Raw genomic sequence first — 16664 nt, 5'->3', positions numbered from 1 at the left:
ATAACGATGTTGAATCTATTATTAAAAACAAAAAAAATACGCTTTTTGCCATTATTGCTCTGCTTTAGTATATGGTATGTGCAAGCGGTTGGACAAAAAAAAACGGATAATTTTCGCTGGGACGATGGACAAAAAGTACTTTTTTTAGGCAATAGCATTACTTACGCGGGGCAATATGTCGCTATGACAGAAAGTCTATTCCTGAGCAGTCACCCGAAAAGGAAACCTCAGTTTATTAATTCGGGCTTACCAAGTGAGACCGTTTCTGGACTCAGTGAACCGAATCATGCCGATGGAAAATTTCCACGCCCCTGTCTATTTGATCGACTGGACAATGTGCTTGATAAAATAAAACCTGAGGTTGTTTTTGTTTGTTACGGTATGAATGACGGCATTTATCTCCCTTTTGATGCTATCCGTTTTGAAGCCTATAAAAATGGAATTATCCGTTTGCACAAACGTTTGGTCGATCAGGGCGTCAAACGCATCCTATGGATGACACCTCCAGTGCATGATGATCCGCAGCTTCGGCTCAATGGCTACAATAAAGTATTGGATCGTTATGCCGAATGGCTTATCGGCTATGCCAAGATGCAGTCCTGGGAAATCATAGACCTGCATTTTCCCATGCGTCGTTACTTGGAAGCTAAGATCGAGAAAGACGCTCAGTTTAAACTGGCCGCAGATGGGGTGCACCCCGGAGAGTTGGGGCATTGGCTAATGGCTAAGGAAATAGTACAGCACCTGATGCCTGATTTCCCGATTGAAAGCGCATGGGATGACAATTTGCGCAGTCAACCAAAACTTCGCCAGTTATATACGCTTGTTTTGAAAAGGCAGACGATGATGAAAGACGCATGGCTCACCTATACAGGTCATAAACGACCTGGACTATCCAAGGGAATTCCAGTAGAAGATGCAAGCAAAGCATATGCTGTTATTCAGGATGAAATTAAAGCGTTGGGTTTCTGATCGGCGATAGCTTGCAATCTGAATAAATGAACTTTTATGTATAAATCTATATCATGATGAAAATCAATTTTTTTAAATGGAAGTGTGCAGCAGCTGTGGGAATGTTGCTGTGTATGACCGATGTTGCTATTTCACATACCAAATCGCCACCGTATGAAGGTGTTGCAGGTTGGCAGGAGACGCAAGATAAACGTATGGAATGGTTTAAAGAGGCCCGTTTTGGGTTATTTATCCATTGGGGATTGTACAGTGCTGCAGGTGGTTCTTTTGAAGGGAAACAATATCCACAACATTATGCCGAATGGATACAAACCTGGGGGAAAATTCCCAGTAAGCAGTATGCCGAAGTACTGAAACCAAAATTTACTTTAGGTTCTTTTGACCCAAAGTCCTGGGCACGCCTTGCGAAAAAAACGGGAATGAAGTATATGGTACTGACCTCCCGACACCACGAAGGCTTTAGCCTGTTCAATAGCCAGCAACCTTATGCTTTGAAAAATGATGTTACGGGTACGGCAAATTTATCGCCGAAAGGAAGAGATCTTTACCGCGAAATTATGGATGCTTTCCGTCAGGAGGGAATGAAAGTAGGAGCTTATTATTCGCTCTTGGATTGGCAGCATCCCGATTCTTATGAAGCTTTTCAGCTGAACCCGAATGTGAATAAGCATCAGCCAGATCATGAACGTTACAAAGCCTATCTCTATGGGCAAATCAAGGAACTTGCACAAAACTATGGGCGGCTGGACGTGCTGTGGCCCGATTTCAGCAGTAAACAGCATGAGGGGGAAGCCTGGGGGACAAAGCATATTTTGACAGACCTGATCAAATGGCAGCCTAATATTATTATCAATAATCGATTTTGGAACGGACTCGAAAATAAGAACGGTGATATCGGAACTCCCGAAAAATATATTCCACCAACAGGTTTGCCGGGTATGTACTGGGAGGTAAGCCATACCATGAATGAAAGTTATGGGTATAGCGCCCATGACCAAAATTGGAAAAGCTTTCCCAAGATCATGCAATTATTTGTGGAAACGGTGAGTAAAGGGGGAAATTTCCTGTTAAATGTCGGACCCGATGGTGACGGAGCCATTCCTGAACCTGCGGTGCGGATTATGGAGCAAATCGGGGAATGGATGAAGGTCAATGGCGAATCTATTTACGGTACCACCGCGAGTCCTTTCCAAGCCTTGGATTGGGGGTATTGTACCCAAAAAAATGGGAAGCTGTATCTGCATGTTTTTGATCGTCCGGCCGATGGAAAAATAAATCTGCCCATCAAAAATAAAGTGACGGCTGTCTACGCCCTAGCTTCACCTAAAATGAACTTAAAATCCACTTTAGAAAACGGAAGACCAGCAATTCCTGTCGATATCTTCGACAATAAGAAAGGACCGAAGGTTATTGTGGTCGAAATCCAGGGAAAGCCAATTGTTGAGGAAAGCCTGACCCAAACACAGGCAGATGGACGTATCGTGATGAACGCAAATAATGCAAAATTACAGGAAGGAAAGGGATTAAAAATTATTGGTGCACATACCCATGATCCAAACCGCCCGAACGCCATTGGTCAATGGAAAGATCTTGCCGATCAAGTAATTTGGGATATTAAAATTCAGAAACCGGGTAAATACCGAGTACTCCTCAATTATCTACCTAATCCTAAACATCAGGGCAAAATTTTGCTAACCGCTCTTGGACAAAAGATTCCTTTCGCCTTTATAAATGAAAATGGAACTGCATTTAAGGAAGCGGTCATGGGAACAATAGAAGTATCACAGCAAGTGATCGGAGAGCCAAGTACAAAAGTGCTGCTGCAGGCTACGGCAATTGATGGCGATGCATTACCTGAGATTGCGTCAATTACACTGGTTCCGGTTCAAGAATAAACTATTTTTGAGAAAGCCTAGACAAATCATCCATACATAAACAATTTTGCCGCCGAGGACCGAATAAGTGTCTATAAAGACGAGCAGAAAAATAAACTAACAGTAAAAAATGAAAAGAAGAGATTTTATAGCCAAGGGGATTGTATCCTCTTTGGCTTTCACAATTGTCCCGCGCGTTGTGTTAGGCGGAAATGGATTTCTTGCACCAAGTGATCGTATCAATCTTGGATTTATCGGTGTCGGAAAACAATCCTATACTTTGATGAACGGTCTCAATCGCTGCAAGGAAATCGCAAGTCTGGCGGCCTGCGATGTGGACCGTAAGAAGTTGGCCGCATTTATTGCTGCGACAGGGAAAAAGCAAACGGAATTGTCAAAAGCACAGACTGAGATCAAGGCCTATCACCATTATCGCGAACTATTGGATCGGAAAGATATTGATGCTGTTGTTATTGCAACACCAGATCACTGGCATGCACAGGTTGCTGTTGATGCAGCTAAGGCCGGCAAAGATATTTATTGTGAGAAACCCCTGGCGCTTACCATTGCCGAGGGGAGAGCAATGGTCGATGCAACCCGCAAATATAAACGTGTCTTTCAGACAGGTAGCATGCAGCGTTCTTCCTATAATTTTAGACAAGCCGCAGAACTGGTGCTCAATGGCTATATCGGCAAAATAAAAGAAATTAATGTGTCTGTGGGCGAACCGGTCAAACAATGCGACCTACCAGCTATGCCAGCACCGGATTATTTGGATTGGGATATGTGGGTAGGACCTTCACCTTACCGCGGTTATAACCCGATTTTAAGCCCACCGCTTGAGGATGATAAATGGGCTTGGTGGCGTGGTTACCGTGATTTCGGCGGTGGTTATATTACCGATTGGGGAGCACATATGTTTGATATTGTGCAATGGGCGTTGGGCATGGACGAATCTGGCCCGGTGCAATTCAATCCACCTAAAGCAGCAAATAGCAATAGCGGGCTTTCCTTTAACTATGCCAATGGAGTTCGGGTAAACCATGTGCAATGGGGCGTACATAACGCGATTCAATTTATTGGTGAAAAAGGTAAGATTGAAGTAAGCCGCGAATTTATCCGTTCGAATCCCGAGAATTTGGCCAATCTTAAATTGAGCTCCACAGATCGTCGCCTGTATTACAGTGATAATCACTATCAGGACTGGGTAGACGCGATCAAAAAAAGAAGTAAGCCGATCTGTGATGTTGAAATAGGCCATCGAACGAGCTCTGTTTGCAATGCCATCAACATTGCCTATGAACTTCAAAAGGATTTAAAATGGAATCCACAAAAGGAACAGTTCGACAATGATTATGCTAACCTCATGCGTAGCCGCCCTTATCGCGGAGAATGGGATTTTAGAAAGTTCTAATCAAGAAAATGGTCGACTAATGATAAAAACAGGCTTAGCATATTTGCTAAGCCTGTTTTGTTTATAGATCAATATTTCTACAACAATGTAGACTTGTATTTAAAATAAAGAGGACAAAAAGAAAATTTGCTATTCTGGACAGATAATTGCTTTATTTGTATCCAACAATTATTACATTCGAACAGCAAAGGGAATCTTGATATGTCGCAATTAACAATAATAGATCTGGCCAAAAAGCTCGGCTTGTCAAAATCGACCGTTTCCCGTGCGTTTCGGGATAATGTGGACATTAATCCAACGACAAAAGCTCGGATTCTGGCTATGGCCGAAGAAATCGGTTTTTCACCAAATGTTTATGCGAGTAGTCTAAAGGCAAATAAAAGTCTGACCATTGCGATTATTATTCCCGAATTTGGCAATAAGTTTTTCTCGCAAGCCATCAAAGGAATTGAGGCTGTGGCGCGTTCCAAGGGCTATCATACCTTAATTTATGTGACGGATCATCAGGTGCAAAATGAAGCCTCAATCGTACGTTCACTGGCCAATGGGCGGGTGGATGGCGTTATCATTTCGGCTTCGGGTGAGGGGAAAGACCATTCGCATTTGCAACTTTTGGCGGAACGGGGAATACCGGTCATGTTTTTTGACCGTGCTTATGACGATTGGAAGGGGGGGTATATTACAGGTAATGACTTTGATTCAGCCTACCTGGCAACCAAACACCTGATCGATAATGCCTGTAAGCGGATCGCTTATCTTGCAATCAATCCGAATGTCTCCATCGGTAAGGTACGTAAAGATGGTTACGAAAAGGCGCTGCAGGAAGTGGGGATTCCGATCAGACCAGCGCTTATTTTGGATACGGTCAATGATGCTGATCAGAATATGAAAGATATCGCCTACCTGATCGAACAGGAGAAACCCGATGCCATATTTGCCTCGGTAGAACGTCTTGCTATTTCAAGTATACGGGTCGCCAAGCAGCTCGCAATTCGTATTCCGGAAGATCTTAAAATCATTTGTTTTTCTTGTTTGGATATCGCCGATCTGATTGACCCGGCACTGAGCGTAGTGAAACAACCAGCCTATGAAATGGGCCAATTAGTAACAAAATACCTATTGGATAAGATGGAAGACCCTGAAAATAGTAAGTTTGCTAATTCGGTTTACCTTGATTCCCAGCTTATTTTTCAAAAATCTAGCCTGAAATAAGAAAAAAAATATTTGTTTTTTGTAATCACATTATTTAGCTTTGAATACTTTCGGGAACATTCCCGAAAGTATTTAAATAATCAATTTGTATAAAATATTGGATAGGGAAATCCAGCAAATCGCCACAAGCGATTTCTTTTTACCTTGATTTCGGGAACGTTCCCAATTTCAGATTCCAAGTAAAGCTAATTATCGATGGGGAAGCATATCTCTCGTTTAATAGGGTATCTCTGGGTGATTGTCCTATTATCATCATGTGCAAATAAGAAAGATATCGTGGATGTCGAGCAACCTCCTGTTATTGAACAGCAGGGATCTGGTTTGCTCAATCTTTCCGCCCCATTTATCTATTGGGATCAGGAAATTACGTTTCAATTTGATCTTTCGAAAGGAAATGCGGCTCTAAAAGGTAGTACTACCGACCTTTACTTACACGCCGGATTGATTCCTGTCAATGGGGGCAGCTGGCAACATGTAGCAACAGATTGGTCAAAGAATGACAATGCTTATAAACTTAAATTTATTTCTGCTGGTTTATATTCATTCACATTTACCCCCTCCAAATTTTTTAACCTGACTAATGGCGGAGAATTTGGTCAGATGGCACTTTTAGTCCGCAATGGTGATGGGTCGCTGGTCCAACGAAACAAAAATAATTCAGATCTATTTCTTCCTCTTGTAACGAGCAATACACAGGCCATTCGTTTTGTTTCGCCTACGCTGCAACCCACAGATCCAATTACCCTGGAGCAGATGTACACCGTTGGGGATAATCTGAAGTTAAAAGTACAGGCAACGCAGTCCGGAAAAATCAGTATCTGGGATAATGGTTTATTGCTTGCTGAATCTTCTGCTGGGCTGTCATTAGAAAAATCGCTCAGCCTACAGAGCAATGGCCTGCACGAGCTTGAAGCACGTCTTGAGGCCGGGGGCAAAATATATTTCAGTAAAGCACAGTTATTTGTGCAATCAAAACCTACCATCGCTGCACTCCCGATAGGCGTCAATGCAAACGGAACAACCATAAACAGGGAAAAAGGAGAGGTCAGTTTTGCGCTCACAGCACCATTAAAAACGAGTGTGTATGTCTTGGGCGATTTTAATAACTATAAAGCATTACCAGCCTATGCGATGAGCCAGACACCGGATGGAAAAACCTGGTGGGTTACCGTATCGAATCTGGATTTCTCTAAAAAACAGACTTATCAGTTTTTGGTGGACGGTCAACTGAATATCGCCGACCCCTATGCTGAGCTGATTCTTGATCCGCAAAACGATGCCGTACTCGGACTGACCGCGGCGGCTGTACCTGCTTATCCCGCTGCTGCGCAGGGAGTAGTTGGGGTATTGGATCTCCCAGCCAAGTCTTATTCATGGAAAACCACGCTATTTAATAAGCCAGCTCAAGGTGATTTAGTTATTTACGAACTCTTGGTCCGTGATTTTGTCAAACAACATCAATATACCACATTGAAAGATTCTTTGCCTTATTTAAAAAGGCTGGGTATAAATGCGGTCGAGCTAATGCCTGTACAGGAATCAGAGGGGAATTCGACCTGGGGTTATAACCCTTCTTTCCACCGCGCTTTGGATAAATATTATGGCTTAAAAAACGACTTGAAAGCATACGTAGATGCTTGTCATGAAAATGGTATTGCCGTGATTTTGGATGTTGTTTTTAATCATGCTTTTGGTCAGTCCCCGCTAGTACAGCTTTATTTTGAGCAGGGCAACGTCGCTGGCAATAGCCCTTGGTTCAATACGGTTGCCAAGCATCCGTTCAATGTTGGCTTTGACTTTAACCACGAAAGTAGTTACACGCAGACTTTTGTCAAGGATGTTTTGACCTATTGGATGCAGGAGTACAAGATTGATGGGTTTCGATTTGACTTATCTAAAGGGTTTACACAGAAAAATTCGGGTACCTCAGAAAGTGATTTAAGTGCATGGAATGCTTACGATGCGTCACGTGTGGCTATCTTGAAGCAATACCAGCAGCATATTCGCAGCATCGATCCCTCGTGTTATATTATTCTCGAACATCTTGGCGGAGATCAGGAAGAGGCCGAACTTGCGCAATCGGGGATGTTGCTATGGAACAACATGAATGGGGTCTTCAATGAGGCGGCGATGGGCTGGAATGCCAACAACGGCTCGGATTTAGGCAGATTATTCCCTTCGAGCCACGGCATGACACAACCCTCGTTTGTGTCTTATATGGAAAGCCATGACGAACAGCGGCTGCTGTTCAAATGCCTGAATTACGGCAATTCGTCAGGTAGCTATAACATTAAGAACCTCAGCACGGCATTAAAACGTATGGAACAGGCCGCCGTGTTTTTATTGGCTTCGCCCGGACCTAAGATGATCTGGCAGTTTGGCGAATACGGCTATGATGTGTCTATCGATGAAAATGGGCGCACGGGCGAAAAACCATTGTTGTGGAGTTATCTACAACAAGATGATCGCAAAAAACTCTTTGAGACTTACGCCAAACTCACGCGTTTCAAAACCAAAAATAGCATTTTCCAAAACGGGACAATTATAACCTCGGCTATGAAAGATGCCGTTAAATATTTTGTTCTCGAAAAGGAAGGACAACAAGTAGGGGTACTTGGCAATTTTGGGGTAGAAAGTGTGGACTTTGACTTGCCGGCAGCGTTGCAGGGGCAGTGGGTCGATAATTTTACGGGAAAAGAGCTCAATTGGTCTGGCCAGTCAAAATTGAGTCTCCTACCTGGGCAGTATCAATTGATAAGCAAAACAAAACTAAATAAATAAACAGTTATTTTATGAACAAACAGCTATCACGTCCATTTTGGGCTCTGAGCATGCTACTCGGTGTAAGTGCTTCGGCATTCGCGCAACAGGCAACGCTAAAAGGGCGAGTAATGGACCAGAAGGGGAGTTCCTTGGTCGGTGCTACACTGCGCTTCGAGGAGATTCAAAAATCACTGTCTACCAATGCGAATGGGGATTTTAGCTTGGATAGACTACAAACAGGGAAATTACGTCTGAAAGTAAGTATGGTCGGATACGCGACCCTGGATACCTTGATCCAGGTCGGCGATGGACAGCATCCGTTAAACCTTTACCTTAAATCCAATACCAGTGCACTGGAAGAGGTTGTGGTGATTGGTTATGGTACACAAAAGAAAAGTGACCTGACGGGTTCAATCAGTACAGTATCTGCAAAAGATTTTCAAAAAGGACAGATCTCCTCGCCGGAGCAACTCATTATGGGCAAAGTTCCAGGCGTACAGATTACAACAAGTGGGGGGCAGCCGGGCGCAGGAAGCACCATCCGTATCCGCACCGGAGCTTCATTGAACGCCAGTAACGATCCGTTAATTGTCGTAGATGGAATTCCATTGGCAGGTGGTTCTGTATCTGGGGTAGCTAACCCATTAAGTTTGATTAACCCAAATGATATCGAGACATTTACAATTTTGAAAGATGCCAATGCAACAGCCATCTATGGTTCGCGAGCGTCGAATGGGGTTATTTTGATTACGACAAAAAAAGGCAGTCGCTCAGGAACACAAATCAACTTCTCTACACAGAATTCATTGGCTACCGTAGCCAATAAAGTAAAGTTGCTCAACGCCGATCAAATCCGCGATTACGTCAATACAAATGGTAGTGATGCCATGAAAAAGTTGTTGGGAACAGCAAATACCGACTGGCAGGATGTGATTTATGGCAATGCATTTACAACGGATAATAACGTTAATATTGCTTCCAAAGCGGGCAATATGCCTTACCGTATATCTGCGGGCTATATGAACCAGGATGGGGTATTGAAAAATGATAACTTAAAACGAACTACTGCTGCATTGGCATTAACACCAAAATTTCTGGACAATCATCTTTCATTGGATGTAAATGTCCGTGGTACCTGGTCAAAATCGAAATTTGCGACACAGGATGCAATTGGTTCTGCTATTCAGTTTGATCCGACTCAACCGGTTTATGTGGATGATAAAAATAGTTTTGGCGGGTATTATGAGTGGATTCAAGGGGGGAAACCTAATCCCAATGCACCACGAAATCCTTTAGCCTTGTTGGATTTACGCAAAGATAATGGCGATGTGTTTAGAAGTATTGGAAATGCAAAGGTGGATTATAGTTTTCATTTCCTGCCGGAGCTGCATGCCAACTTAAACGTTGGATACGATCTGGCGCGTTCGAAAGGGAACACATTTACACCAGCGATAGCTGCACGTAATTTTAATGAAGGGGGTGAAAGAACCCAATATAAAACCGATATCAACAATAAAACGCTGGAGTTTTATTTAAAGTATGATAAGGAATTACCTACAATCAAAAGTACGATAGACGCGACATTGGGCTATGGCTACTATAAAAATAGTAGTAAGGTTTACAATTTTAACCGTACAAATGCGGAAGGTGATAAGATCCTAAATGAACCTACTCGGCCTTTTGATAAACCCGAAAATCTGTTGATCTCTTATTATGGGCGTCTGATTTATACCTATGACAACCGGTATGTTCTGTCGGGAACCTTGCGGTCGGATGGTTCTTCCCGTTTTAGTCCTGATAACCGTTGGGGATATTTTCCTTCTGTAGGATTCACCTGGCGCGCCAAAAATGAAGGCTTTTTAAAAGATATAGCTGCAGTGTCCGAACTGAAGCTCCGTTTAAGTTATGGAAAAACCGGGCAGCAAGATGGCATCGCCAACTATTCTTATTTGCCTAATTATACCATCAGCGGCAACGAGTCGATGTATCGCTTTGGTGATGAATACTACTATTTAAATTCACCTGTGGCCTACGATAAAGACATTCGTTGGGAAAATACAACAACCTATAATGCTGGAGTCGATTTTGGCTTTAGCAACAATCGGGTCTATGGTAGCGTGGATTATTACTCGAAAAAGACCAAAGACCTGCTCAGCACGATTCCCGTTCCTGTAGGCTCTAACTTTAGCAATTTCCTGTTGACCAACGTGGGTAACATGGAAAACCAGGGGCTGGAGTTTAATGTACACTTCGTCCCGCTAAAAACGGATAATTCGACCTTGGACATCGGTTTTAACCTAACTTATAATAAGAGTAAAGTAACCAATCTGACACAGAGTGATGATCCAAACTTTATTGTAGAGACCGGTGGTATCCGTGGTGGTACAGGCGGAAATATCCAGGCGCATAAGGTTAATTTCATGCCAAACAGTTTCAATGTTTTCCAACAGGTATATGATGAACAGGGGCATCCTGTCGAAGGTGTCTATGTTGACCGTAATGGAGATGGCGTTATCAGCGATAACGATCGCTATCTGTATAAATCACCGTTACCGAAATATCTTTTGGGTTTTACGGCGGCATACAGCTATAAAAAATGGTCGGCAACAACGGTATTGCGCGCAAATTTGGATAATTATGTCTACGACAATGTTTCCTCTAATTTGGGAAGCGGGGCAAATATCAACGATCAGGCCGTTTTGGTGATCAATAATGCACCTGTGGATTTCTTTAATACCAATTTTCTGCTCAAACAGCTCCGAAGTGATTACTACATTAAGAACGCTTCGTTTTTGAAAATGGATAATGTCAACCTGAGTTATAACCTTGGAAAATTTATCCGGAATAGTAACGCTTCAATGTCGATTTCTGCAACTGTACAAAATGTATTTACGATCACCAATTATAAAGGTGTTGACCCAGAGATATCGAACGGTATAGACGATCGCTTTTATCCGAGGCCAAGGACTTATGTATTGGGTGTAAATGTGAGTTTTTAAACGATATAACAATGAAAAAATTAAATAAATATATAGGTGTATGCTTGCTGGCTATAGCACTGAGCAGCTGCCATAAGGATTTGGATCTAAAACCGACCAACGACGTAACTGCAGATGTAGCCTACAGTGATTTTAAAGGCTATACCTCGTCTTTCGCAAGATTATATGGATCATTGACCTTAACCAGTACATCGGGGCCGAATAACTCTGATCTGGGAGGATTGGATGCCGGTACATCGGATTTTTTACGCCTCTTTTGGAACGCACAGGAACTTACAACCGATGAGGCCGCCTGTGCCTGGCTCAATGATTCGGGGATTAGCGGACTGGATTACCTCGATTTTGACGATAGCAATCCCATGCTCCGTGGTCTTTATACCCGCTGTGTCTATAGTGCCACACTTGTCAATGAATTTTTAAGAGAAAGTACAGATGCTAAATTGGCCGAACGCGGTATTTCAGATGCCGATAAAAAAGAAATCGCTTATTATCGTGCCGAAGCAAGATTCTTACGTGCTTATAATTATTGGGTGCTGCTTGATTTGTTTGGAAATCCACCATTTGTAACCGAAGAAACTCCTGTCGGAAAAGTATCGCCGCCTCAGATCAAACGACCTGAACTTTTTGCGTATGTAGAGAAAGAGCTGTTGGAAGTTGCAGGCCAGCTAAAAGGTGCCAAACAGAATGTATATGGTCGTGTCGATCAAGTTGCGGCATGGGGGCTGTTAGCTCGTTTATACCTCAACGCTGAAGTTTACCTGGGTGCCGGTAATAAGAAATATACCGAAGCGATTACATACGCAGAAAAAGTACTGAACTCGACCTATAGTTTGGGGACAAATTATCGGGAGCTCTTTTACGCGGATAATGATGTGAACAACCCCGAATTTATTTTCTATCTGCCTTATGATGGAACCAAAACACAGAGCAAGGGTGGTACAACTTATCTGATCAATGCAGCTATTGACGCAACGATGGATCCCACTTCTTTCGGTGTACCCGGCGGCGGTTGGGCCGGAAATCGGACACGCGACAATATCGCAACGATTTTCGGAGACTACAGCGGAGCAACGGACAAGAGGGCAATGTTTCACTTAAATACAAGCGTTAAAATTGAAGATATCGCCGTCTATAAGCAAGGACTGGCGGTTACCAAATTCCGCAATGTGAACAAGGACGGAAAAACTGCTCCTCCGGCAGCTGAAGGTTTCGTTGCTTCGGTGGATTTCCCGTTGATCCGTCTGGCAGAGATGAACTTGATCTATGCTGAGGCGACATTGCGTGGCGGCTCTGGCGGCAGCTTGGCCAAGGCGCTGGACTATGTCAATAAACTGCGTGTACGTGCCTATGGAAACAACAGTGGGAACTTAATGAATCTTTCTTTGGATGATATTCTCAATGAGCGTGTGAAAGAATTATACTGGGAAGGATTTAGACGTTCGGATTTAATCCGCTATGGCAAATTTACGGGTGATAATTACCTCTGGCCTTTTAAAGGTGGTGTGCTTGCAGGTCAGGCAGTTGCCGGGTATAGGACGCTGTTCCCACTTCCTGCTTCGGATATTATTGCGAACTCCAATCTTGTACAGAATCCAGGCTATAATTAATCAGCATCGGACAGGAAGACGGCGAGTCTCTTCCGGTCAATGTAGCCTTACCTGTAATAAGACAATTGTTGACAGATGAAACCGGGCAATATCTATTGTTCGACGCATTGGCGAATGGTCAGTTACCTGGGCTTTCATCAGCTATTGAAAACAAAAATTAAACAGATGAAAATTAGACACTATATCGGAATCATGCTGCTATTTATCGTGGCGTTCCAAAGTTGTAAAAAAGACGAGACGCGCGCTATATTGGCTAGCGGGGAGGACATAAAGCCGGCGACTTTAAGCCTCGATAAAACGAATGTAACCTTGTCAAAAGATAACGCAGAGGATACGGTACTGCACCTTAATATGATTCAGCCTGACTTTGGTTTTCAGGCTGCAGTGACCAATGTCCTTCAGTTTGGGCTTAAAGGTGACAATTTTAAAACTGTAAAGGAAGTGGTTATTCCTAGTGGTCGGAGCACCGTAGGTTTTACGGGTTATGAGCTGAATAGCTATTTACTTGCTTTGGGTGTGTCAACAGGGACCACTTCTGAATTTGACGTGCGCATAAAGTCAAGTATCAACGCTAAAATTACGGTGGTGTATTCTGCTTTAGCTGGTCTGAAGGCGATCCCCTTCGCTTCAACAAGTTATTTATATGCCATAGGGGCTTATGAGGACTGGGTTGAAGCCAATGCTGAATCGTTGATTTCGCCGACGAGTAATGGGATCTATACCGGTATCATCAATTTTCCAGAAGAAAAATTGACCTTTAAACTGACTCCTGAGCGAAATTGGAGCAATTCATATGGAGAAACAGAGCCAGGTAAGATCGTTTACAATGGTGGTCAAGACATCAAGGCTCCACGTGCCGGTAATCTCGAATTGGAAGTAAACACAACAGCTAACACGATTTCTTATAAAGACCATAGCTGGGGCATTATTGGTAGCGCCACGCCTAAGGGCTGGGATGCCGATACGGATATGAAATTCGACAATGCCAATCAGGTATGGAAGCTCACAGTGAGCTTGACTGCAGGCGAGATCAAATTCCGTAAAAACCACGATTGGGGAACCAATTTTGGCGGGACTAATGGCACCTTGGCTGCTAGCGGTGCAAATATCGCCGTTGCCAATGCCGGTACCTATGATATTGTCGTGGATTTCAATGCAAATACTTATACGTTGACGAAGAAATAGCAGATTATGTTAAAAAGAAATATGAAGATCACCACCCTATTGGTAGCGCTAACTGTGCTTGGATGGAGCCCCTTGATGGGGCAATCCATTCAACGTGTCGAACCCTTAAACTGGTGGGTCGGAATGGAAAATCCGACGCTACAACTTGTGGTTTATGGACCTGAGATAGGAAAAAGTGAAGTTCAGATCGAAGATAAGAACATCGAACTAGTCAAAATCAATCGTGTAGAAAATCCCAATTACCTGTTTTTGGATGTCAAGGTGGCTGCTTCGGCCCAAACGGGATGGTCAACTTTTACCTTTCGTCAAGGAAAGAAAAAACTGACTTATCGTTATGAGTTGAAGCAAAGAGATCAAAAAGTAAAAGCGCAAGGAGTAAACAGTGCCGATTTGATCTATCTGATTATGCCTGATCGTTTTGCCAATGGAAATAAGGCAAATGATCAAGTGAAAGGTATGTTGGATATGAGCTTGAACCGGGATTCAATGTACTTGCGTCATGGTGGCGATTTGGAAGGTATTATCGGGAAACTGGATTACCTGCAAGATCTTGGTGTTACATCCTTGTGGCTGACTCCCGTGTTGACCAATGACATGCCACAGGCCTCGTACCATGGTTATGCCAATACCGAAACATATCATATAGACCCTCGCTTTGGCAGCAATGACACTTATGTGCAATTAGGCGAACAGCTCCACCGGCGTCAGATGAAATTGATTTTTGATGTGGTGCCCAATCATATTGGAAGTTATCATTGGACGGTGAAAGACAAACCGATGGCAGACTGGCTCAATGAATGGCCTTCCTATACGCAGACATCCTACAAAGATCAGGCTGTTTTTGATCCTTATGCCTCGGCAGATGACAAAAAGAAAATGGTCAAAGGTTGGTTTGTTCCCACCATGCCCGATATGAACGAACAGAATCCATACGTTCAAAATTACCTGACCCAAAGCCATATCTGGTGGATAGAGACCGCAGCAATAGACGGATTCCGAATAGATACCTATCCGTACAATGATCTGGATTTTATGGCTAAATGGACCGATCGCATTCTGCAGGAGTATCCAAAGTTTACCTTTTTTGGGGAGACATGGGTACACGGGGTTGCCAATCAGGCTTATTTTCTGGGCGGAAAACGAGTTGGTCAGGACGTGGATTCCAAGTTGATGGGCGTAACCGATTTTCAGCTTAATTATGCCATAGGTGATGCGCTCAACCAAAAGACAGAATGGACTGCCGGAGCCAATAAATTATATTCGACCCTGGCCTCAGATTTTCTATATCCACATCCAGAGCAAAATGTGCTTTTTTTGGATAACCACGATAAGGATCGTTTTTTCTCCGTTGTAGGCGAAAACGTGCAGAAATATAAATCAGCAATGGCTTGGCTTATGACAACAAGGGGTATCCCACAGTTGTACTATGGAGCTGAAATTCTGATGAAGAATTTCTCTAATCCCGACGGCTTGCTAAGGGAAGACTTTCAGGGTGGTTTTATAGGTGACAAATCGAATAAATTTACAGCTGACGGAAGAACGAAAGCCGAGCAGGATATGTGGAGTTATGTGCAGACCTTAGCCAATTACCGAAAACAACATACCGTTCTGCAAACCGGTAAAACGATGCAATATGTGCCCGAAGATGGCGTATATGTTTATTTCCGTTACAACGAAAAGCAAACTGTTATGGTCGTGATGAATTGCAATGATGTCGCGAAGGAACTTAAACTCGATCGCTTTAGGGAACGAAATAACCAGGTGAAGTCCTATTTCGATATTATTCAAAAGCAAGAGACCAATCCAGTTGACCATAGCTTGAAGTTGGACGCTTACGAGACTAAAGTGTTTGAGCTTAAGTTTTAACACAATTTAAAATTCTATAGAATTCATTTTTCGATGATTAATTATAATACTGTAAAAGCCGTAATATTTGATTTGGACGGTGTGTTGGTGGATACGGCGGTCTACCATTTTCAAGCCTGGCACAGATTGGCAGAAGGCTTGGGTTATTCGTTTTCTCTTGTTGACAATGAACAGTTGAAAGGGGTCAGTCGCATTGAATCCCTCGAGCTTATTTTAAAATGGGCGGGGGCGAAAATATCCGATGCTGAAAAAGCGGATTTGCTGTCACTTAAAAACAAATGGTACTTGGAGCTGATTGAACAACTCAGCCCTGACCACTTGCTTTCAGGTAGTTTGGATCTATTAGAAAAACTCCGGAAAAAGAGAATTAAGATTGCATTGGGGTCAGCCAGCAAGAACGCGATGGGCATCCTTGAAAAAACGGGGATTATCAGCTATTTCGACGTATTGATTGATGGAAATGTGGTGCAACTGTCTAAACCTAATCCAGCAGTTTTCCTGAAGGGAGCTGAGGCTTTGGGAATTGAGCCGGCATGCTGTCTCGTGCTGGAAGATGCCCAGGCGGGGATCGATGCGGCAAGGGCAGCCGGCATGCAGGTCATAGGGATTGGGCAGGCTGAACATCTTAACGGAGCAGATTTAGTGGTAGCCGATTTAGGAGCCTTAGTCGATAAATTTTAAGAGCAATTCAAGTGATGGAAGCAAGGCGTAGATCATATTGGCAAAGAAGACCAGAATGATTGAGGCAGAGTATCCGTCGCGCATTGAAAAA

10 protein-coding genes are annotated in these 16664 nt (G+C 43.3%); all 10 read left to right on the top strand.

Features of this window, described 5'->3' with window-relative positions:
• Nucleotides 1-6: 6 nt before the first annotated feature.
• The 10 genes from B3297_RS02815 (at nt 7) to pgmB (ending at nt 16573) form a co-directional block, all read left to right on the top strand.
• Nucleotides 7-972 carry an SGNH/GDSL hydrolase family protein gene (locus B3297_RS02815; protein WP_083296006.1) on the top strand — a complete coding sequence of 322 codons (966 nt, stop codon included), beginning with the start codon at nt 7-9 and terminating at the stop codon, nt 970-972.
• Between the two features lie 53 nt (nt 973-1025).
• Entirely contained in the window at nt 1026-2867 is a 1842-nt protein-coding gene (locus B3297_RS02810) for an alpha-L-fucosidase (RefSeq protein ID WP_286778386.1), read from the top strand.
• A 109-nt stretch (nt 2868-2976) separates the two neighbouring features.
• Nucleotides 2977-4260: a Gfo/Idh/MocA family protein gene (locus B3297_RS02805; protein WP_070567396.1), complete on the top strand. Its 1284-nt coding sequence runs from the start codon at nt 2977-2979 to the stop codon at nt 4258-4260.
• A 201-nt stretch (nt 4261-4461) separates the two neighbouring features.
• On the top strand, nt 4462-5472 hold the full coding sequence (locus B3297_RS02800; protein ID WP_070567394.1) for a LacI family DNA-binding transcriptional regulator: 1011 nt from the start codon (nt 4462-4464) through the stop codon (nt 5470-5472).
• A gap of 195 nt (nt 5473-5667) precedes the next feature.
• Complete coding sequence (locus B3297_RS02795) at nt 5668-8253, top strand: alpha-amylase family glycosyl hydrolase (protein WP_070567391.1); 2586 nt, start codon at nt 5668-5670, stop codon at nt 8251-8253.
• 11 nt (nt 8254-8264) lie between these two features.
• Entirely contained in the window at nt 8265-11234 is a 2970-nt protein-coding gene (locus B3297_RS02790; RefSeq protein WP_070567389.1) for a SusC/RagA family TonB-linked outer membrane protein, read from the top strand.
• A gap of 11 nt (nt 11235-11245) precedes the next feature.
• Nucleotides 11246-12841: a RagB/SusD family nutrient uptake outer membrane protein gene (locus tag B3297_RS02785; RefSeq protein WP_070567387.1), complete on the top strand. Its 1596-nt coding sequence runs from the start codon at nt 11246-11248 to the stop codon at nt 12839-12841.
• A gap of 165 nt (nt 12842-13006) precedes the next feature.
• Nucleotides 13007-14026 carry a SusE domain-containing protein gene (locus B3297_RS02780; RefSeq protein WP_286778385.1) on the top strand — a complete coding sequence of 340 codons (1020 nt, stop codon included), beginning with the start codon at nt 13007-13009 and terminating at the stop codon, nt 14024-14026.
• Between the two features lie 6 nt (nt 14027-14032).
• Nucleotides 14033-15892: a glycoside hydrolase family 13 protein gene (locus B3297_RS02775; RefSeq protein WP_286778384.1), complete on the top strand. Its 1860-nt coding sequence runs from the start codon at nt 14033-14035 to the stop codon at nt 15890-15892.
• A gap of 33 nt (nt 15893-15925) precedes the next feature.
• On the top strand, nt 15926-16573 hold the full coding sequence (gene pgmB / locus B3297_RS02770; protein WP_070567383.1) for a beta-phosphoglucomutase: 648 nt from the start codon (nt 15926-15928) through the stop codon (nt 16571-16573).
• Nucleotides 16574-16664: the final 91 nt, after the last annotated feature.

This window comes from Sphingobacterium sp. UBA3519 (genome assembly GCF_002377215.1).
GTDB lineage: Bacteria > Bacteroidota > Bacteroidia > Sphingobacteriales > Sphingobacteriaceae > Sphingobacterium > Sphingobacterium multivorum.
The sequence above is the reverse complement of the archived record's forward strand: the minus strand, read 5'-3'. Positions and strand labels throughout refer to the sequence as shown.

Excerpts from the sequence above, each read along its gene's own strand:
- B3297_RS02815 (WP_083296006.1), top strand. The coding sequence starts at position 7 with ATGTTGAATCTATTATTAAAAACAAAAAAAATACGCTTTTTGCCATTA.
- B3297_RS02810 (WP_286778386.1), top strand. The coding sequence starts at position 1,026 with ATGATGAAAATCAATTTTTTTAAATGGAAGTGTGCAGCAGCTGTGGGA.
- B3297_RS02805 (WP_070567396.1), top strand. The coding sequence starts at position 2,977 with ATGAAAAGAAGAGATTTTATAGCCAAGGGGATTGTATCCTCTTTGGCT.
- B3297_RS02800 (WP_070567394.1), top strand. The coding sequence starts at position 4,462 with ATGTCGCAATTAACAATAATAGATCTGGCCAAAAAGCTCGGCTTGTCA.
- B3297_RS02795 (WP_070567391.1), top strand. The coding sequence starts at position 5,668 with ATGGGGAAGCATATCTCTCGTTTAATAGGGTATCTCTGGGTGATTGTC.
- B3297_RS02790 (WP_070567389.1), top strand. The coding sequence starts at position 8,265 with ATGAACAAACAGCTATCACGTCCATTTTGGGCTCTGAGCATGCTACTC.
- B3297_RS02785 (WP_070567387.1), top strand. The coding sequence starts at position 11,246 with ATGAAAAAATTAAATAAATATATAGGTGTATGCTTGCTGGCTATAGCA.
- B3297_RS02780 (WP_286778385.1), top strand. The coding sequence starts at position 13,007 with ATGAAAATTAGACACTATATCGGAATCATGCTGCTATTTATCGTGGCG.
- B3297_RS02775 (WP_286778384.1), top strand. The coding sequence starts at position 14,033 with ATGTTAAAAAGAAATATGAAGATCACCACCCTATTGGTAGCGCTAACT.
- pgmB (WP_070567383.1), top strand. The coding sequence starts at position 15,926 with ATGATTAATTATAATACTGTAAAAGCCGTAATATTTGATTTGGACGGT.